16 protein-coding genes are annotated in these 18,393 nt (G+C 56.8%); 4 read left to right on the top strand and 12 right to left on the bottom strand.

Annotated features, from left to right (window positions below; all coding sequences use genetic code 11):
• Positions 1 to 341 precede the first annotated feature (341 nt).
• Genes FMN63_RS03715 through FMN63_RS03695 form a run of 5 tightly spaced genes read right to left on the bottom strand, consistent with a single transcriptional unit; the run spans position 342 to position 5,815 of the window.
• Positions 342 to 1,067 carry an inositol monophosphatase family protein gene (locus tag FMN63_RS03715; protein ID WP_148582608.1) on the bottom strand — a complete coding sequence of 242 codons (726 nt, stop codon included), beginning with the start codon at positions 1,065 to 1,067 and terminating at the stop codon, positions 342 to 344.
• Positions 1,064 to 1,987 carry a sugar phosphate isomerase/epimerase family protein gene (locus FMN63_RS03710; RefSeq protein WP_148582607.1) on the bottom strand — a complete coding sequence of 308 codons (924 nt, stop codon included), beginning with the start codon at positions 1,985 to 1,987 and terminating at the stop codon, positions 1,064 to 1,066. The genes FMN63_RS03715 and FMN63_RS03710 overlap by 4 nt, the downstream gene beginning before the upstream one ends.
• Before the next feature lie 20 nt (positions 1,988 to 2,007).
• Positions 2,008 to 3,750 (bottom strand): ABC transporter permease, encoded by a 1,743-nt coding sequence (locus FMN63_RS03705; protein ID WP_148582606.1) that lies wholly within the window; start codon positions 3,748 to 3,750, stop codon positions 2,008 to 2,010.
• Complete coding sequence (locus tag FMN63_RS03700; protein WP_148582605.1) at positions 3,747 to 4,745, bottom strand: ABC transporter ATP-binding protein; 999 nt, start codon at positions 4,743 to 4,745, stop codon at positions 3,747 to 3,749. The genes FMN63_RS03705 and FMN63_RS03700 overlap by 4 nt, the downstream gene beginning before the upstream one ends.
• A gap of 59 nt (positions 4,746 to 4,804) precedes the next feature.
• Complete coding sequence (locus tag FMN63_RS03695) at positions 4,805 to 5,815, bottom strand: extracellular solute-binding protein (protein WP_148582604.1); 1,011 nt, start codon at positions 5,813 to 5,815, stop codon at positions 4,805 to 4,807.
• Between the two features lie 158 nt (positions 5,816 to 5,973).
• On the opposite strand from FMN63_RS03695, the gene FMN63_RS03690 reads away from it, so the two are divergent.
• The gene (locus FMN63_RS03690) at positions 5,974 to 7,140 is read left to right on the top strand and encodes an ROK family transcriptional regulator (protein ID WP_148582603.1); all 1,167 of its coding nucleotides are present in this window, start codon (positions 5,974 to 5,976) and stop codon (positions 7,138 to 7,140) included.
• Between the two features lie 284 nt (positions 7,141 to 7,424).
• On the opposite strand, the gene yddG is transcribed toward FMN63_RS03690, so the two are convergent.
• The 4 genes from yddG to FMN63_RS03670 form a co-directional block, all read right to left on the bottom strand.
• The gene (gene yddG, locus FMN63_RS03685) at positions 7,425 to 8,333 is read right to left on the bottom strand and encodes an aromatic amino acid exporter YddG (RefSeq protein ID WP_286192541.1); all 909 of its coding nucleotides are present in this window, start codon (positions 8,331 to 8,333) and stop codon (positions 7,425 to 7,427) included.
• A 241-nt stretch (positions 8,334 to 8,574) separates the two neighbouring features.
• Positions 8,575 to 9,519: a homocysteine S-methyltransferase family protein gene (locus FMN63_RS03680; protein WP_148582601.1), complete on the bottom strand. Its 945-nt coding sequence runs from the start codon at positions 9,517 to 9,519 to the stop codon at positions 8,575 to 8,577.
• Positions 9,520 to 9,570: 51 nt separating this feature from the next.
• The gene (locus tag FMN63_RS03675) at positions 9,571 to 10,320 is read right to left on the bottom strand and encodes a methyltransferase family protein (protein ID WP_148582600.1); all 750 of its coding nucleotides are present in this window, start codon (positions 10,318 to 10,320) and stop codon (positions 9,571 to 9,573) included.
• 292 nt (positions 10,321 to 10,612) lie between these two features.
• On the bottom strand, positions 10,613 to 12,007 hold the full coding sequence (locus FMN63_RS03670) for an FAD-binding oxidoreductase (RefSeq protein ID WP_148582599.1): 1,395 nt from the start codon (positions 12,005 to 12,007) through the stop codon (positions 10,613 to 10,615).
• A gap of 144 nt (positions 12,008 to 12,151) precedes the next feature.
• Between FMN63_RS03670 and FMN63_RS03665 the strand changes: the two genes are divergently transcribed.
• Positions 12,152 to 13,189 (top strand): GlxA family transcriptional regulator, encoded by a 1,038-nt coding sequence (locus tag FMN63_RS03665; protein WP_148582598.1) that lies wholly within the window; start codon positions 12,152 to 12,154, stop codon positions 13,187 to 13,189.
• Between the two features lie 320 nt (positions 13,190 to 13,509).
• On the opposite strand, the gene FMN63_RS03660 is transcribed toward FMN63_RS03665, so the two are convergent.
• Positions 13,510 to 14,328, bottom strand: coding sequence for an SDR family NAD(P)-dependent oxidoreductase (locus FMN63_RS03660; RefSeq protein WP_205513854.1), 819 nt, complete (start codon positions 14,326 to 14,328; stop codon positions 13,510 to 13,512).
• A gap of 54 nt (positions 14,329 to 14,382) precedes the next feature.
• Between FMN63_RS03660 and FMN63_RS03655 the strand changes: the two genes are divergently transcribed.
• Positions 14,383 to 14,979, top strand: coding sequence for a TetR/AcrR family transcriptional regulator (locus FMN63_RS03655; protein ID WP_148582597.1), 597 nt, complete (start codon positions 14,383 to 14,385; stop codon positions 14,977 to 14,979).
• Between the two features lie 304 nt (positions 14,980 to 15,283).
• On the opposite strand, the gene FMN63_RS03650 is transcribed toward FMN63_RS03655, so the two are convergent.
• A complete protein-coding gene (locus tag FMN63_RS03650) occupies positions 15,284 to 15,772 on the bottom strand; it encodes a GFA family protein (RefSeq protein WP_148582596.1) in 489 nt (162 codons plus the stop codon).
• A gap of 258 nt (positions 15,773 to 16,030) precedes the next feature.
• Positions 16,031 to 16,927: a LysR substrate-binding domain-containing protein gene (locus tag FMN63_RS03645; RefSeq protein ID WP_148582595.1), complete on the bottom strand. Its 897-nt coding sequence runs from the start codon at positions 16,925 to 16,927 to the stop codon at positions 16,031 to 16,033.
• A gap of 100 nt (positions 16,928 to 17,027) precedes the next feature.
• Here FMN63_RS03645 and FMN63_RS03640 point away from each other — a divergent pair, with 100 nt between their 5' ends.
• On the top strand, positions 17,028 to 18,182 hold the full coding sequence (locus FMN63_RS03640; protein WP_148582594.1) for a trans-sulfuration enzyme family protein: 1,155 nt from the start codon (positions 17,028 to 17,030) through the stop codon (positions 18,180 to 18,182).
• Positions 18,183 to 18,393 lie beyond the last annotated feature (211 nt).

Here is an 18,393-nt window from a genome sequence, read left to right as displayed (position 1 = left end):
GGTGAATTCAGGTGGGCTTTACCTTCGTTCAGAACATAGAAAAATCAGCCAAATCCGCTCGGCTCCCCCTGTTCTTCAGCGGAATTCTGCGGATTCGATTAAAGTCCGGTTCGGCGGGCTGCATAGTCGCAATCCAAACACGTAATCAAGGTCTGCTTTGGGCCGCAACCGGACTTGTGGGTCTTGGTCTGATTTCTTCAAAAATGGACATTCGCCTGTGAGTGAGGCCACACTTGGACGGTTTTCTGTCGTAAAGGTTGGGGGGGCAATTTTCGTATAACGGCCAGTGGCGAAGCCGGGAAATAAGCGATTGGCTCTCAGCCAAAGGGCGTTGCTTCTTGTCAATCTAGAACGCCAAAGCCCGCTTCAATGTCAATGCGGAATTCTTCGGCTATACAACCAAGCCGCAGGGGACGAGCGGCAGCCTTGCAAATGGCGGCGCCTGCTGCACAGTCCCAAAGCCGGGTACCAAATTCGACATAGCCGCCCAGCCGGCCAGTTGCGACGAATGCCAGTGAGAGGGCGCAGCTGCCAAGATTGACCAGCGTAAAGCCTGCTTCTTCCAGATCGACCTCGCGGGTCTCCCGTCGCGCTCGGGAGCTTCCGGGATTTCTACCAACGGCGATGCAGCGATTGAAGCCGCCGGGAAACGGAGAGATGGTCGTCACGTCACCTGAACCCTGTGTCGTTGCGGAAACAGAAAACTTTAGGGCCGGAGCGACGATAGCGCCCAAAACCGGCACACCCTCGCGAACCAGTCCGATCGAAACACACCAGAGCGGCAGGCCGGAGAGGAAATTCGACGTGCCGTCCAGCGGATCGACGATCCAGAACGTGCCCTCCGCCTTGCCGCCACGTTCTTCGCCCACGACAGGGATGTCGGGATAGTAATGCAATAACCGGTCACGGGCGATATCTTCGGCCTTCCGGTCAACGGTGCTGACGAAGTCGCGCGGTGCCTTCGCCTCGATGTCGGCAGGATCGACGTGGCCCCAATTTGACAGGCAGAAGGCGCCGACTTCCTCGGCGACCTCCCGGGCAACATCGAGCGGCGGCCTTGCTGTCATGAAGTTGCTCCTTTGGCCCTCAATTCGGCAAGCTTCTTCTCCAATGGAGCGATCCGCGACTGCGCCCGCTCAAAGAAGGCGGCATCGCCCAGGCTGTAGCCCATGCCGTGCGCCCGATGTGGCGTTTCGAAGGTCAGTGGCGCCGCGTAGTCGGTCGCGGCAATTAGGCGGATCAGCCGGTCGAAATCGATATCGCCGTCGCCCGGCAGAAGATGATCATCGCGCACCGAGCGATTATCGTGAAGATGGGTCGCGATCAGGCGGTCGCCGTGATTTTCGAGAATGCGGAACTGGCCGGGCTCGGAAAGCTCGGCATGGCCGCAATCATAGCAAAGCCCGACGGTATCCGCCGAATGCTGCTCAAACAGCTTGCCGAACATTTCAAGGCTGCGCTCGATCGGTGCGCCGTTGAGGTTCTCAACCGCAATCTTGACGCCGGTGCGTAGGCAATCTTCGGCGATCTCATCAAAGGAGCGGTGGAAACGGTCGTAGAAGGCGGCGTGAGCGGCCGGGTCGCGCAGTTCCGTCTCGTCGAGGTCGACATGCATGACCACGGACGGTGAACCGATTCTGGCGGCAAACGCCAACCGGTTGCGGATCAGGTCGAGGCCGGCCTGGCGTTGCCATTCATGGGACGAGAGAAAATCCTTGCGGGTTTCCATCATGCCACCGCCGACTTCGGTGACGCCGTTCTTGCCGTGAGAACCGTGCACGCACCAGGCGCGCAATCCCGCATCATCCAGCATCCTCGCGATGAAGTCCATTTCTGACGTTGCGTAAACGTAGGAGTAGCCGGCGTCAGGGTTCCAGTTCACATGGGTAAAACCAGCGGCGCGGATTTCATTCAGCGTGTGACGAATCCCCTCGTCATACCAACGCGGGTGATTGGGCAGATACCAGCAGGTGATACAGGTCTCCATGGGAAAATCCTTTCAGATGGTCAGGCAGCGGTAATCGGGGCACGGCCGAGACCGAAGCGGTCAGCGGTCATGATGATGATGAAGGAGACACCCATGACGAGCGTCGCATAGACGAGACCCTTGGCCAGCGCTTCGGGATCATTGGCCGTGGCAAAAACGGCGATGGCGATGCCAAGAGGGCGATTATTCGGGTTATAGAGAAAAGCCGAGACGGTATATTCGTTGACGAGGTCGTTGAAAGCCAAAGCCGAAACCAGAATCAGGACCGGGGCGAGAAGCGGCAATGTGATGCTCGCAAAGCGGCGCAGCGGGCCGGCTCCCAAAGCCTGGGCTGCCTCGTCCAGAGCCGGATCCAGACCGACCATGCTGGCGCTGATCAGGCGCACCATCATCGGTACGATCAAGATGCCATAGGCAATCGGCAGAATTGCGTAGGAGCCAAGCAGAACCTCCCCGCCGATCAGCGGATTGGGTGCATCAAAGGCGAGTATGATGCCGATGGCGACGAGAGATGACGGCAGGATCCAGGGTATGAACAGCGAGAATTCGACTACGCCGCCGATCAGCGAACGCGTCCGGGTGATCAACCGTCCGGCAAAAAGCGCCAGCAGCAATACGGCGAAGATTGCCATGATCGACATGATCACGGAGTTGACAAGTGGTTCCAGCGTCTGCTGTGCGCCAAAAACCGCGCGGTAATTTTCAAGTGTGAGGTTGCGCGGAAAGATGTCGGTGGCGATCGACCTTGAGGGGGCAAAGGAGAACAGGATCGTGAACAGGACTGGTGTTGCGTAGATGACGAACAGCAACCATGCGAAAGACTGGACCAGAGCACTGGCAACCGGATTCTTGAGAACGATCCGCTGCATCGGAATCGGCGTCTTTGCGCCCCCGACGTAGCGCTGGCCTCTTTCGATCCAGCGCAAGGCGAGAAAGACCGCGAGCGATATCGCCCCCAAAAGCAGGGCGAGCATGGCTGCCATATCCTGCCGGCGAATGGAATTGAGGCCCAGAATCATCTGGTTAAGCATGCGGAATTCGCGTCCGCCAAGAATGGCCGGCGCGGCAAGCGACGTCAGGGCGGCGAGCAGCACCAGCAGGGATACGGCAAAAATGGTTGGCAGAATAACCGGGAAGACGATCTGCACAAGTGCGCGCATCGGAGAAGCGCCGAGCGAGCGAGCCGCCTCCACAGTGGCGAAATCGACGCGGCGGATGGCCGCCCGCAGAAACAGGAAATGGTACTGTGTCATCAAGAAGGTGTGCGCGATCAGCACCGCCGGCCAGCCGTGAAACCAGTTGCGATCAATGCCGGGAAAGACATAGGCAAGCAGATCCGTTACCGCGCCGGAAGACCCGTAGACGAAATTATAGCCGGTGATCGCCGTGACGGACCCGAAAACCAGTGGCGTGGCATAGGCGATCTTCAAGATTCCCGATCCGCGCACCTTGAAGAATTCGAGCGCGGCGACTTGAAACAGGCCGACAATATTGACCGTGATGACGGTCGCGCCCGTCATCCAGAATGTGTTCCAAAGCGCCGAGCGCACGTTGCGCGCGCCTGCCAGACGGGCAATGGTCTCGCCCGCCGTATGGTCTTCCTGCAGAAAGGCCGTGGTAAACACACTGCCGAGCGGCACGTAAAGAAAGGTGATAATCGCCCAGGCAAGAGCGGCCAGCGCACACAGGTAAAGGATGCGGCCGGGCTGCGGCCAGGAAAGGCGCGACTGCGACCTGGCCACCGCGTTTACAAGCGCACTCATGCAGATGCCTCATCGAACAACAGGAGATCGGAGCGCCGGACATGAACGGCGATGACGGCGTCGGGTGCGCCGGCAATAAAGTCGGACGGCGCTTCGGCAATCAGTCTTGCATTCCCGTGGCGCAGCTGGAGGCGTTGCCGTGCTCCCAGAAAAGTGACGCGCTCGAGACTTGTTTCAAAGCCGAGATCGTCGTTCTTTTCGGCAGCGCCGATCCGGATATGTTCCGGTCGCACATAGGCCTCCTTTTTCACATCCGCATGGCCTGGAAGCAGATGCGAGGGCAGACGGCTGGTCTCACCGATAAAGGTGCAGGCGAAACGGTCTGCCGGCGCCGTATAGAGCGCGCGTGGTGACCCGATCTGGCGGATTTTTCCGGCATTCATAACCGCAATCCGGTCAGAGATCGCCAGCGCTTCCTGCTGATCATGGGTGACATAGATGACGGTCAGCCCGAGCCGTGTCTGGATATCGCGGATTTCGTCGCGCATGACCTCGCGCAGCTTGGCATCGAGGTTTGACAGCGGCTCGTCAAACAACAGCACTTTCGTGCCGAGGATCAGCGCGCGGGCGATGGCGACCCTTTGCTGCTGACCGCCGGAGAGCTCGGCAGGCTTCTTGCGCGCATGATCCGCCACGCCGATCCGCTCCAGCGCGCGGGGCACCTCGTCGCGGATCCTTGCCCGGGACGCGCCGGCGGTGCGCAAGCCGTAAGCTACATTGTCGTAGACGCTCATATGCGGAAACAGCGCGTAGTTCTGAAAAACGACGCCGATGCCGCGATCTTCCGGAGGGCGCGCGCTGACGTCTTGGCCATTGATGTAAACCCTCCCGGCGCTCGGATTAACGAAACCTGAAACCGTGCGCAAAAGCGTTGTCTTTCCGCAACCTGACGGGCCGAGAAGCGTGAAAAACTCTCCATCAGAGACAGAAAGCGAAAGCTTCTCGATCACTCTTTTGCCATCGAAGGTGACGTCAATTTCCTGCAGTTCGATCATATCCAAAGTCCCGGATGACCGCCGGCGTTCGTTCACCGGCGGTCGGTTTCGGTTGAGGCTCAGAGCATGTCCAGCTGGATGCGCTCCAGCCAACCGTCGAGATTTTCCGCCATCAGGTCCCAGTCGATCGCCTGGGTGGTGAACATTTCAGCGGCCGCGCGGATTTCGGCGGGGGACTGGGCAACAGCGTCAGGGTGAACCGGGATCACGCCGAAGGTCTCGGCATTCCAGACCTGAAACTCCACGGACTGCACCACTTCGAGGAAGGCCAGCGCATCTTCGAGATTGTCGGTTCCCGCGAGAATGGCGTTCCTTTCAACAACGATCGGGGTGCCGCCCACCGTGTTGACATAGGCATAGTCATAACCGCCATTGGCGGCATCACTTTGAACGCCCTGATAGTGATTGAGCGACACGACATTCTCGCCGGACGCCATCAGCTCGGCGCGGTTCATGCCGTCTTCATATATTACGGCATTGTCATAGAACTTGTTGAACCAGTCCCAGCCTTCGTCCGTCATCTGACCGTCAGAATCGATCTGGCGGGTGAAGAGACCGGCGAGGATCGCCCGCGTGGTCTGCCAGGTCAGAGCACCTATCATGAACTTGCCGTTCCATTCTGGATCCGCCAGTTCTTCCCAGGACTGGGGCGCATCTTCGGCAGACAGCAGATCGGCATTGTAGCTCAGGGTAATCGGGGTCTGGCGGTAGCCATAGAAATAGCCGTCAGGATCGCGGTAGATGGCCGGAAGGCCTTCAAGGTTTTCGAGTTCATAGGGCTGAAGAACGCCTTCTAGCTTCAGGCCGGCAGTGAGGAAATCGATCAGCCCGAAAATCACATCTGCCTGCGGATTGTTGCGCTCGGCGAGAACGCGGTCATAAACGGCGCCGCCACCCATATTGACGAATTCGACGTCGATATCGGCGTGTTCTTCGACAAAGGCTTCGATTTCGGGCAGGCGATCGACGGCTTGCGGCGTGTAGACGATCAGCGGCTTGGCAATGGCATGGGTTACAAGACCCGTAAGGCAAAGGGCAGCAAGCCCGGTAAACTTGACAATCGCAGTCATTGGTCATGTCCTTTCGACAGCTTGATGGGAAACGATTGGTGCGTTGCAGGGCATGGGAAGGGATAGCGCCCTTCGATGACATTTAAATTACATTGCGCACTTTAATATTTTTCCATCCCCCTCTGGCAGCCGGCCATGACTTCGGCTACCAAAGCAGAATGACCGATCTCAGATTGCCCCTGACGTTTAATGAGCGACAGTTGATGGAGTTTGTCCTGCGCGGCAGAGGGACATCCCGCGCCGTGATCGCGGATGCGACGGGACTGACACCGCCGACGGTCTCGCGCCTGGTGACCAGCCTGGTGGAAAACGGCCTCCTGACGGAAACTGCCGACCGGGCCGGCCAGAAGGGCCAGCCGCGCAAGACGCTGTCGATCCGCAAGGGGCAGGCCTATTCGATCGGAATCAACTTCATGCGCGGCCGCTTCGATCTGGCGATCGTCGATCTTGCGGGCGATATCGTTGCGGTAGACAGCGTGCGGATCGACAGGATCACTGTCGATTCGATCACAGCACTTGCGAGCGAGCGAGCGGCAGCCGCCTTGAGGGCCAGCCGTATCCCGACCCGGCGCGTGGTTGGTGCCGGCATCTCGTTGCCCGGCGGTTTCGCACCCGATGGCAAAGTGCTGCTTGCGCACGAGTATTTCCCGGATCTTGACCGACACGCGTTAGCGCCGGCCTTTTGCGAAGCCCTCGCCATGCCCTGCAATGTCGATACGGATGGCGTCTGTGCTACGCTTGGCGAGTTTCTTTACGGTGCAGCCTCTGCATACGACACCTTTTTTCTTCTCCATATTGGCCACGGCGTGGGCGGTGGCGCCGTCCTCAATGGTCAGCTGTTTCGCGGCGCGCATGGCAATGCCTCGAAACCGGGCGTGCTCTTTCCCTATGACACGCCGCGCCCTTCCGGACAGGACTTGGTCGAGTATCTGCAGCACAACGGTATCGACATCGCCGACATTTTCGATCTTGCAGCACTTTGCGAAGATACCGAACCACTTGTCGAGAACTGGCTCGATCGTTCGGCAGGCCAGATTGCCGAGGTTGGGCGTGTCATAACCGCCTTTATTGATCCCGAAGTGATCTTTGTCGGCGGGCGTTTGCCCGATCGCTTCAACACCGCCCTCGTGGATCGGCTCACCGACATCAGCCTCCCCGGTCCTTCCCGCGGGCTTCCCAATGCCCCGTTCAAGGCCTCGACCCTCGGAACGAATTCCGGCGTTCTGGGCGCTGCGTGTCTACCGATCTTCGCAAGCTTCATGACCGGCTCACAGATATCGGCCGGCAATGCCTATCGCGACGGACGAAGGCCCTTGAAGAGCTGAGAAGCTCAATTCCAATCAAATTCCAGCCTTCACGCCCGGCACCCGGCGCGGTCGAGCTACGCAGATGTGACGCGGACTATATGATTCGGTGCCGATAAGAGCAAAATTGAATGACCGGTTTCAGGACCTTGATGTAAATTTGTGAATGACGCGAATGGGGACGCAAAGCGGCAAGGCAAGTCACGGCCCACTGCTGACCTTGGGGGCGATGTAGCACACGGCAACTCCGAGCCCTTTTTGCCGACTCTCAGCGACATGGCGAATGTCAGAAATGACGCCATCCCTTATGCCTTGGATCGGCTAGCACGCGCGGCCAGGACAGCCCCAAGTGTGATAAACACACTTGCCAAAAGCAATGCCAACGTCATGTCGGCGATACCGGCGACCACGAGAACAAATGTTGAAAGCAGCGGGGCAGCATAGGACGCGACGCCCAATATTTGAATATCGCCGTGTTTCACACCCACGTCCCACACGAAGAATGCCAGTCCGACAGGGCCGACGCCCAAGCCAATGACAGCAAGCCAGGCAGTTGGTTCAACCGGCCAGATTGTCGTCTCAAGACCCACATGAGCGATGCCAGACAGGACCGACGTTGCCAGGCAGAACACTGCAACGCTAGAAGTCGGTGTCAGGCCAAACCTCCGAGACATGACAGAGTAACTGGACCACGTGAAAGCACACAAAAGAGCCAACACGTACCCCAATGCGCCGCTCGCTTCAAAACGTGTTCCGCCTTGAGTGACAATGATGGCCGCCCCTGCAAAACCAGTCAGAGCACCAACAATATGCCCTGATTTGAGGCGCTCTTCGGGGAGAAGGCCCGACAACAACACGATCAGGAGCGGCCAGAGATAAGCGATAAGCCCCGCTTCTGCGGCCGGTGCAAGGCGTAAAGCCGAGAAATAAAAGAAATGATAGCCGAACACCCCCCCAGTCCCAAAGGCATAGACCTTCCAGCTCACCTTACTGAGAGACCGTACATCACCCCTGACAACGATCCAGCACAGGCCAAGCGTTCCACCAATCGCAAAGGCCATTGAGGTCAGTTGAAAAGGGGGAAGCGGAACAGTCTTGACCGTGAATAGCGCAAGCAATGCCCACATCAACACAGCGCCAAACCCCAATACGGTTGCCCGGATCTTTGTTACACTGCGTACCCCTTCGCTCGGGGCAGGAAAACGGTGGTGAATCCGTGTCGGCGCAAAGCTAGAGGGGTGAGAACGGCCTCGAAAACTGTTCCTACCGTCAGCGCGATCCGGACACCAGATACGCCCAACCTCAGAACATTCGAATAAGCGAATGAACGTTCCCGTCGCAACCAAGGCTGTTTCATCAAAGTCATTGTGAAGTTCTTTTCAAAGATAGCCTTTCAGGGCTATCGGGGGAACGGATCCCAACAGGGCGGGATCCAAGGATTGGGTCAAAACCGCCTTATGAAGCAGCCAACAGCGCCCGGCCGATTGTCTCGACATGAACATGATCCGTGCCGCAACACCCGCCAAAGACATTCATTTTCGGATGCGCGGAGCGGATGCCAACATACTGCCTAGCCAGCTCATCCGGGTTGCCCTCGTCGAGATGACCCAACTTGCACAAAGTCCCATGATCCAAAGAGGATGCGTTGGCCCGCAGGCCGCGGATGCGGTCTGCCCAAGGCTCGCCCGTCAGTGAGGGGCCGAAATCCACGGGATGCGCACAATTTATCATATAGTAAGCGGGTGCATTGCACGTCGCAGCATCGACTGTCTGGATCGCTTCTTTAAGCGTTTCGCCACTGCGAAGCTTGCGGTCTTTTTCAATCGTAAAGGCTATGACCGATGGCATACCAGCTTCGGCTGCGGCCCTTGCGATGCCAATCGCCTCGGCCGTCGTGCTTAGCGTCAGCGCTGTGATGATATCTGCACCAGCAGCCTTGAACGTATCAACCTGCTCTCGGTGGTAGCTTTCGGCACTCTCGGCCGAGAGACCTTTATATAACTTATAGGCGTCGCCCTTTGGCCCGATGCAGCCGCTTAGGACTATGTTTTCCCTCGCCAAACCTGCCTCGGCGGCGCATGTGCGATAGAGTTCGATGCATTTGTGGTTTATCTCTGCCAACCCTTCGGTGGAGTATCCAAGCAATGCCCCCCAGTCTCGACTTGCGCGATAGGTCAGGCTGTCAAAGATGAAGGGCGTTCCAAGCTTCACCGCCACACGGGCGAATGCGGCGTAGTATTCCCGCAATGCTGCAGTTGCCGGTTTGTCGTTCAGCAAATGAAAGGCACTAAAATTCAAAAGTTCGAACCCGCGCTTATACATAAGCCAAGTTTCTGATCCGCCGTCGGTCAGGAAGATGCAGTCCGTTTGGTGTGGTAAACGGGTCTGTGTATTAGACATGTTATGTTCCTTTCAGAAAATAAGGCACACCGACGCGCCTCGTTGAAATTGTCACGTGCGGTGTTTCGCAATTGCGCTCGATATCACTGGCAGGCGCGGCACCAGCATCGGCACGCGCCGGCGGTAAACGGCGTATTCCTCACCGAATTCGCGCAGAAGGGCGCGCTCTTCGAACCGAAGACCGATCAGGGTGTAGGCCAGCATTGAGCTCGCGAAGAGCAGACCGCCGCCGGTCAATTCCGGCACGGAAAAGACCACCAGCACAATGCCGAGTTGCAGCGGGTGGCGCACGATCCGGTAGAGCAGCGGTGTGCGGAACAGGGGAGTGGGTATCGCGGAGCCGTCAAAATGGCTCCAGGCTTGGCGCAGACCGGTGAATTCAAAATGGTCAAGGGCGAAGATGGCGATCACGATCAACCCCCACCCACCAAAGAAGACGGCCAGCATCAAGAGTTTGGCCGCGCCTTCAGCGTTCCAGATCACGAAAGGAATTGGTTGCCAGAACAGCATGATCACCGCCAATAGCACTGAGGATTGCAAAACGTAGGTGGCGCGTTCGGCCGCTTTTGGGATGATCCTTGTCCAATGCCGCTTGAACGCCGGTCGCGCCATCACGCTGTGGACCAAGCCAAACAGCGAAATCAGCAGAACATCTATTGCCGCGGCATGAATCGCTGGTGTGCCGGTTTCGTTGGTTCGGATAGAACCGACATCAAGCAGAAATGCCATAAGCCACAGGCATACCGCCAGGAAGGCGACGTAGGATGCAATGGCATACATCATGATGAATGCGCGAAGCATGGCGGTCTCCGTTACTGGAATTGAAGGCGCGGAGGCGCGCGCTTCACGCCTCCTCTATTGCCGATTGAATCTTGGATAGCGCGCGCTGTGGTCCCGGTTTCGACCCTTGTCGCAACAATTGGCCGCGATATCGCGCTACGAACCTGCGACACCTGCCGGTAATCGGTGCCACAACAGTCGCCAAAGACATTTGTTTTCGAGAAGGCCGCCCGAATATCAACCTGCCGGTGTGCCAGTTCGTCAGGCTTGCCTTCTTCGAGATGTGTGTCGTTGGCGAGGAGGTGCGCTGATCTTAAGTCTCCGGTGCGATATTCTGGTTGAAGCGGAACCGGTTTTGCGGATCGTATTTGGTCTTTATTTCAACAAGCCGTTCATAGCTTGGTCCAAAGCTTGTCCGTGTCAGCGCCGCGTTGTCTTCACCATGTCCTGGAAAGTTAAGGTAAGCGCGACCATGATGGCCAAATCGTTCGGAGTTGGACCAGCCTTCACGAGACCAGGCAATGTTCGCATCATCGTCACCGGGATCGGACCACACGCCATCCAGTGAATACATCCACCCCATGGATCGGTCGCCAAACGCAGTAGCGTCCGCTGCTACTTTCGCAGTCGCTCCACCAAAGTTCCAAAGCGATGAAAGTGAGTTATCCGAAGGCGCTGCCAGAGCGTTGGCCATGGCAAGGTCAATCATCTCATCTTTCAGATCAGTCAGATAGCGGGCTTTCCAGTAGCAGCGAAAATCTCCGGCGGGCATGAGCGCGTCGAACAGTTGTTGCACATCACAGTAGTTCATTCGCCCGGAAAAATCGGTCGACATTTCGCCAAGCTCGCGAAGGGGCTGAAGGAGCGCTTCACCTTCAGCGGCGTCCCCATTGAAGACGCACGCCAGCGTATAGACCCGCTTGCCCCAGTGCTCCTCGGGGAAATCCTCGCCCCCTGCGGTGGAAAATTCGCATAGCGACCCAACTCTATCGCCATGTTCGGCAAGAAAGTCGCGCCATGCGCGAATTGGCTCGGGGCCGTCTTCGACCAGGTAGATCGGGGCCGCGAACATGACCTCCGGACCGATAGAGTGCAGCTTGAACTCGAACTGGACCACGACACCAAAGTTGCCGCCACCACCTTGCAACGCCCATAGCAGCTCGGGGTTCTCGTCCGCACTTGTATGGATCAAAGATCCATCGGCGGTGACCACATCAGCGGCAACCAGATTGTCGATTGCCAAACCATGCTGAGCGCGCAGCCATCCGATGCCACCCGATAGCGTCAATCCCGCGACGCCAGTGTCTGAAATCAAGCCACCCGGTGTCGCCAGGCCATGTGCCTGCGTGGCGGCATCCACATCACGCCACAACGCGCCGCCTTGCACCTTTGCCACCCGTGCAGATGCATCGACCGTCACTCCGCGCATATGCGAAAGGTCGATCACGACGCCACCGTCACAGACGGCATGGCCCGCAACATTGTGTCCACCACCACGAATTGCAATGGGCAGCTCACGGGCAACCGCGAGCTTGACCGCAGTCTGCACGTCGTCAGTTGTCTTGCACCGGGCGATCAGCGCAGGGCGGCGATCAATCATCGCATTCCAAACACCCCGCGCATCATCAAACCGTGCGTCTTCTGGGCCAATCATCTCACCACCGAACTTATGTGTCGGCGTATCCAACCTGGTCATGGAGTCATCCATTTTGTTCTTCCTTTTCAAAACGTGAGATCAGGCTATCCCGACAAAATGGCTGTGCGGAGTGGCATTACGGTCAAGCACAAGGCATACTGGACAGATGACTATGCAAAATCTGTCAATACCGTGCCGAATTTGACAAGGTGAGAAATGAAACGCTCTGAGAAGCCCCTGATCGTGCTGCTTGCCGCACCAGAAACATCAGCATCCGTTCTCTATGGGCTATATGATGTCTTGCAATCTGTAGGTGCCGTTTATTCCGACATGGTGTCAGGGTCGCCAGGCGACGAACTGTTGGACATCAAGATTGCGTCGGCAGACGGCAAACCGTTTCATTGTATCGGGAATATTCCGGTTGAACCGCACATGTCGGCCAACAATCAAGCGACACCTGATGCCGTTGTTATTTGTGATATGTACACGTCGATCTACGATGTACCCAAGGGTCGATACCCCCGCGAAATTTCATGGTTGCAAAAGATGCACATGGATGGGGCTATGCTTACATCCGTCTGTTCAGGATCTCTGCTTCTTGCGGAAGCTGGGCTCTTGGACGGGAAAGAGGCGACAGCGCATTGGGCGTACCGTGATATGTTTCAACGCAACTATCCGGAAGTCGCTTTTCGCAATGAATCCATCTTGTGTTTGGCCGCCGAAGCTGACCGCATTGTCACGGCGGGTGGGGTCAGCGCGTGGCACGACCTGGCTGTCTACCTGATCGCCAAGTTTTGCGGATACCAGCATGCGATTGAAACCGCCAAGGTTTTTCTGATCAGTGGCCACTCCGAAGGCCAGTCACCTTACTCAGTCATGACGCGTCCAATGGAAACCTCGGATGCGCAAATTTCTGACTGCCAGGTTTGGATAGCTGACAATTACGCCCTCACTAAACCGGTCGAGCAAATGGTTCAACGATCCGGCCTGAACCCTCGGACCTTCTCACGCCGATTCCGTTCCGTAACTGGTTTTGCCCCCATAGAATATGTTCAGGCGCTCAGGATAGAAGAAGCGAAGCAGATGCTTGAAACCGATGTCCAAGCTGTAGACGATGTTGGTGGTGCAGTTGGTTACGAAGACCCTGCTTCCTTCCGTCGGGTATTTAAGCGGGGCGTCGGCATTTCACCCGCTGCGTATCGAAGAAAATTCCAACGTATTTCACAGATTGCCAAGCCAATTGCGACGAGATGACAATAAGAGCCGCGTTGCTGTCAGGGTTGGCCGACTTTGATGCAGAAGAAACTTCAAAGCAGTCTTTGGCGCAGGCACAGCGAACTCACACTATGTCCGCGCTGCCGACCTTGCCGAATTACCTGGTTGAGCAGTTATAGCGAATGTCTCCTTCGACTGGCCGCATCGCAGCGAAGTGGAACCGGTCGAACGGCAGCAGTGGGCCTTTTGTGTCGACCAGACACCAGCCAAGGTCAGGATCGGGATGCTGTGGCGCCGCAAGTCCGCTTAGAGTCCAAACTACCTAAGTTCTTCGGCGCAGCGAACGGCTGCATGCACCACTACCATTCGACCGGACCGTCTTCGTCCGAAAATGTGCCAGTCGGTCCATCCGGTCCCACCATCGCCAATCGCACCGCTTCGCGCGCGCCTTCCTGGATACTGCGCGCCCCAGAAAAGTTATTGAGCGCCGTCGCCGTATGGCCGGGGCAAGCGATGTTGACCTTGATACCTTCTTCTTCAAGCGCGAACGCAAATGCGAGCGATACCGCATGCGCCGCCGACTTCGAGGTCGAATAGGTGCCGAACATTTTGCGATGATCGTTGTCGGGTCTGGAATTCCAGGACAGCGATCCGCCTGTGCTGCCTATGTTGACGATCCGCGCCGCCGCGCTCTTGCGCAGCAGCGGCAACATCGCCTGCGTCACGGTGATAAGACCAAAGACGTTCGTTTCCCAGACCTCGCGAACCGCATCCATCGGTGCCTTGGTCAGATCGTTGAAGCTGAAGTCGGTCGGGAAAGGATCGCTGGACGAACCGGGCCGCACGATCCCGGCATTATTCACCAGCACGTCTAGATGATCGAACTCTGCGCCGATATACGCAGCCGCGGCCTCGACAGAGGTTCGGTCGGTGACGTCGAGTTGGACGACATGAATGTCGCCTTCGATGCTATTGGCGGCCTTTGCTCCCTTCTCTGGATCTCGCGCGCCAATGATCACTGTCAGACCTATTGCGGCGAGCTCCGTCGCAATCTGAAGGCCGATGCCCTTATTGGCTCCGGTGACGAGGGCAATTTCCTTATTTGGCATGACGATCTCCTTGCCGTGTGAAGCTGTGGCCAAAGCCATCGCGATGCGGTATCCAAGAAAGCGGAACATTGTTCCGTCCACCATATATGGAACAATGTTCCGTTTATCAAGAGGTGATGGCCTATGTCATCTGAACACCCAACCGAACCGGACGGGTCGGACACCAAAGACCGGGCCAGGCGGACCGATGCGAAGCGCAGTTTCAACGCCCTGGTACAGGCAGCGAGGGACGTTTTCGCAAGCTCGGGGGTAGATGCGCCGGTTCGCGATATTACGGGCAAGGCGGGTGTCGGCACCGGCACATTCTACCGTCATTTCCCAAAGCGCGGTGACCTGATCGCCGCCGTTTTCCGCAACGAGGTCGATTCCTGCGCCGACGCCGCGCCCGCCTTGGCGGAAAACCATCCACCTTTGGAGGCTCTTGCGGCATGGCTGCATCGATATTCGGAGTTCATAGCTACCAAGCGCGGGTTGGCCAGCGCACTGCATTCGGGCAATCCTGCTTTTGAGACGCTGCCCGCCTATTTTGATGCGCGGTTGCGACCTGCGCTAAGCCAGCTTCTCGAACGTGCCGCAAAAGCTGGTGAAATCCGCACGGACCTCGATGCCGACGACATCATCAGCGCAGTCGCAAACCTGTCCATGCCCGCCAGAACTGCCCGCCCCGATCACACCAGGCGCGTCGTCAACATCTTCATGGACGGATTAAAGTCGAGATAGCGGCGAAGATCACGAACGGCCGGTGGGGGACGCATGCGATTATCATGCTTGGTACCGCGTTACTGTAAGCCGACATCAGGCTCCACGTTGGAATGATCGCTTTGTCTCGCGCTGCCGACCTTGCCGAATTACCTGGTTGAGCAGTTGCAGTGAATGTCTCCTGCCACTGGCCGCACCACAGCGAAGTGGAACCAGGCGAACGACAGCTCCGGGCCGGAAGCGACGTAACCGTATCAACCGGATATGGCAGGCCCGCCGCGCGGCCGCAAGGCCGCTTGGAGCCCGAAGCGGAAGTAGAACCGCGTCACATCTTCCCAATGATGTGAGGTTCGTCATAGACAGTCGCGGCTATCGGAGTGCCATCATTTTCAGTTGCATGTTTGTCGAAGGTGTCGAAATGCGGCGGAATTACTGTACCCCTCTGAGCAACTCCCAAGAATATATGCTTGGAGTTCTCCGGGGTAATTTTCAGCCAGTTGGGGTCGTCCAACGTTCCACCGTAAACGCCGACGAAACCTTCGAAACGCTCGAAAGTCAAAAACAACTTTGTTCCGCAGTTGTCGCAGAAATGTATATAAACTTTCTTTCCGCTACCCTCGGATAGATGTGTGTAACGCTTTGGTGTGCCTCGGATTACTGTGAAATCCGCGCTCTCGAAAACCGGTTCGACCAAGTATGCGCCACCGGTGGCCCGCTGACAGAATTTGCAGTGGCACATGGTCGTTCTCGCTGGTTGCTTTTGAACCTCGTACCTGAGCTCTCCGCACAGGCATCCACCTTGGGTAGACGTCATTTTGGTTTCTCCAACCCTCGAAAACCTGACGATAGCACAAAATCTTGTAGATTTCTCAACGGCATAAATGTCCGCGTTGCCGGCACCTGGCGGCCACCCATCTTCGCGGGTGCAGTGAATGGCGGCTTCGACGGGTTGCATCGCAGCGCCATATAAGCTGATGAACGGCAGGTAGGGGCCCTGTCCGGTTTCTAGCAGTCATTTCTAAGAGGCATAGTAATCAAGAAACCCGAGCACCGTTCAGTTTATGCAAAATCTTCAAGTCACAACAGCGAATTGATTGCGCATCTCGTAGAGAATAGTCGTGAATTTCTGTACCAGGATTGCTCTTTGGGCGTCAGGCCTGAAGACGATATAGGTGCGAAACGGCACCTCGGGGTAAAACGGTCGAAGTACCCCCCCTTTTTCTATGAATCCTTCCGTGGCCATCGGATGTACCAGACCGACCGCCTCTCCGCTCAGAGCCAAGGCGCAGGCACTGGAGGAGTTTGGAGTTTCAACGATGACGCTCAGATCCACACCTGCATCCCGCATCACATCTTCCAGGCGACGCCGAGCGCGATCTTCTGGTGAAAGACCGATGAAGGGCACGGATGCAAGATCCTCCGGGGAGACAACACTCTTCTGTGTCAATGGATTGTCGTGCGCCATGGCGATGAGACCGGGTGAGCTGGCAAAAAGTTGAGCATCAACTCCAGCGGTGTCTATTTCGTCAGCCGCAAGACCGATATCGAGATTTCCGTCGGCCACCATGTTTCGGATCGTAGCTGAACTGGAGACTTGATAGGTAATCTTGATCTTCGGGTTACTCACTCTGAATTGCTGTATGGCTCGCGGCAGGAGCGATGTGCTCATCGCAGCAAGCGAGCCGATGCGCAGCGTCCCGGAACCAAAGTCGCGAATTGTCGCCGCAGCCGCACGAAGCCGATCCAACCCTTTGTAGCTCTCATTGACCTCACGGAAAAACAACTGTCCCTCGGGTGTCGGAACAAGTCGACCGCGAACACGGTCGAATAGACTGAAGCCAAGGGATACTTCCAGTTCGGCAATACTGCGGCTCACCGCTGGCTGAGTTATTCTCATTAGCTCGGCGGCACGTACCGTTGAGCCGGAGATCATCACCGTATGGAACGCCTCGAGAAGCCTGAAGTTCATGAACTACCTATTACATCCACGCATATACATATGCCGTTAGATCAGTAGATTTTCTACACTGTATTTGATGCCATAGCGTGAGATCAATCAGGAGATTTCCATGCGTGACGCGTCAATCTGCACCATTCATCCAAATGTGTCCGAGGAGGGCTTCTCTAGTCTGGCGGTCGCCACATATCGGGCATCAACCATCGTATTCGACAGCGCTGCAGCATATGCCGACCGTGGACAACGCAACCTGGACGGATACTCCTATGGTCTGCACGGAACCCCGACGACACGTACTCTCGAAGCCCAACTGACGGCGCTTGAAGGCGGCGTTCGAACGGTTCTGCTACCGTCAGGCCAAACCGCAATCGCGGTCATTATGCTCACCGTCCTCAAGCCTGGTGATACGGTTCTGATACCAGATTCCGTCTATCCTCCTGTGAAGGGCCTATGTATGGACTTTCTGGAGCCTCGGGGAAATTCGGTCCGTGTCTACCATCCTGACGGTTCCGATCTCGAAGATCTCATCGACCCGTCAGTCAAACTTATTTGGCTGGAAAGTCCGGGTTCAACTACGATGGAAGTTCAGGATGTGCCTTATGTTGTTTCCCAGGCCAAACGTCATGGCATCAAAACCGGCATTGACAATACCTGGGCAACACCCTTGCTATTCAAGCCTCTGAAACACGGCGTCGATTTTTCGATGCAGGCGCTGACCAAATATGCAGGCGGGCACTCAGACTTGCTGCTTGGTTCAATCAGCGTTTCCGACCTGGATCTCCGAAAAAAATTGCGCGGTACAATGCAAATGCTTGGGTTGGGCGTTTCACCCGACGAGGCTTCGCTTGCGCTTCGGGGCATGGAGACCATGGCGATACGCATGGCCCATGCCGGCAAAGTAGCGCTAGATTTTGCCGAGCGGCTATCTGCAAAGGGGAATATCGGCGAGGTTCTACATCCTGCCCTTCCCGGCAATCAAGGTCACGATATCTGGAAACGGGATTTTGCCGGCGCAAATGGCTTGTTCTCTGTTGTTCTGCCTGCCGACTCCGAAGCTGGCCTCAATCGTGGCCTCGACCGATTGCGCATCTTCGCCATTGGTGCCAGTTGGGGTGGAACACGCAGCCTTGTTGCCCCTATGAGCGTAAGCAACACCCGACAATTTGTGACCCCTTGGTACGACCGGACAATACTGCGGATCAGCATAGGCACCGAAGACCCAGCAGACCTGTGGGACGATCTTGAGGCCCTTTTTTCCGAGATTTGAATTCGGATTGGTTCCCGACAGAGCAGAACGTCACAAATGTAAGTTCGTCGCCTTCGAGAATTCTGCTGGTTTTATTTGAGAGATTGTCCGTCGTCAGGTAAATTGAGACATCAAGCGGCCTGACTAAAGGAGGGTCTGGCACATCTGGGTTTCAGTTAAGCAGCGGATTTGGCGTGCTGCAAGCGCCGCTGTTTCATGGTCCTCCTCTTGA

It is taken from the genome of Stappia sp. BW2 (assembly GCF_008107695.1).
GTDB lineage: Bacteria > Pseudomonadota > Alphaproteobacteria > Rhizobiales > Stappiaceae > Roseibium.
This window is presented reverse-complemented; position numbering and strand designations above follow the sequence as displayed.

Bases quoted from the DNA above. Each gene is read 5' to 3' on its own strand.
- FMN63_RS03715 (WP_148582608.1), bottom strand. From the start codon at position 1,067: ATGACAGCAAGGCCGCCGCTCGATGTTGCCCGGGAGGTCGCCGAGGAA.
- FMN63_RS03710 (WP_148582607.1), bottom strand. From the start codon at position 1,987: ATGGAGACCTGTATCACCTGCTGGTATCTGCCCAATCACCCGCGTTGG.
- FMN63_RS03705 (WP_148582606.1), bottom strand. From the start codon at position 3,750: ATGAGTGCGCTTGTAAACGCGGTGGCCAGGTCGCAGTCGCGCCTTTCC.
- FMN63_RS03700 (WP_148582605.1), bottom strand. From the start codon at position 4,745: ATGATCGAACTGCAGGAAATTGACGTCACCTTCGATGGCAAAAGAGTG.
- FMN63_RS03695 (WP_148582604.1), bottom strand. From the start codon at position 5,815: ATGACTGCGATTGTCAAGTTTACCGGGCTTGCTGCCCTTTGCCTTACG.
- FMN63_RS03690 (WP_148582603.1), top strand. From the start codon at position 5,974: ATGACCGATCTCAGATTGCCCCTGACGTTTAATGAGCGACAGTTGATG.
- FMN63_RS03680 (WP_148582601.1), bottom strand. From the start codon at position 9,519: ATGTCTAATACACAGACCCGTTTACCACACCAAACGGACTGCATCTTC.
- FMN63_RS03675 (WP_148582600.1), bottom strand. From the start codon at position 10,320: ATGCTTCGCGCATTCATCATGATGTATGCCATTGCATCCTACGTCGCC.
- FMN63_RS03670 (WP_148582599.1), bottom strand. From the start codon at position 12,007: ATGGATGACTCCATGACCAGGTTGGATACGCCGACACATAAGTTCGGT.
- FMN63_RS03665 (WP_148582598.1), top strand. From the start codon at position 12,152: ATGAAACGCTCTGAGAAGCCCCTGATCGTGCTGCTTGCCGCACCAGAA.
- FMN63_RS03660 (WP_205513854.1), bottom strand. From the start codon at position 14,328: ATGTTCCGCTTTCTTGGATACCGCATCGCGATGGCTTTGGCCACAGCT.
- FMN63_RS03655 (WP_148582597.1), top strand. From the start codon at position 14,383: ATGTCATCTGAACACCCAACCGAACCGGACGGGTCGGACACCAAAGAC.
- FMN63_RS03650 (WP_148582596.1), bottom strand. From the start codon at position 15,772: ATGACGTCTACCCAAGGTGGATGCCTGTGCGGAGAGCTCAGGTACGAG.
- FMN63_RS03645 (WP_148582595.1), bottom strand. From the start codon at position 16,927: ATGAACTTCAGGCTTCTCGAGGCGTTCCATACGGTGATGATCTCCGGC.
- FMN63_RS03640 (WP_148582594.1), top strand. From the start codon at position 17,028: ATGCGTGACGCGTCAATCTGCACCATTCATCCAAATGTGTCCGAGGAG.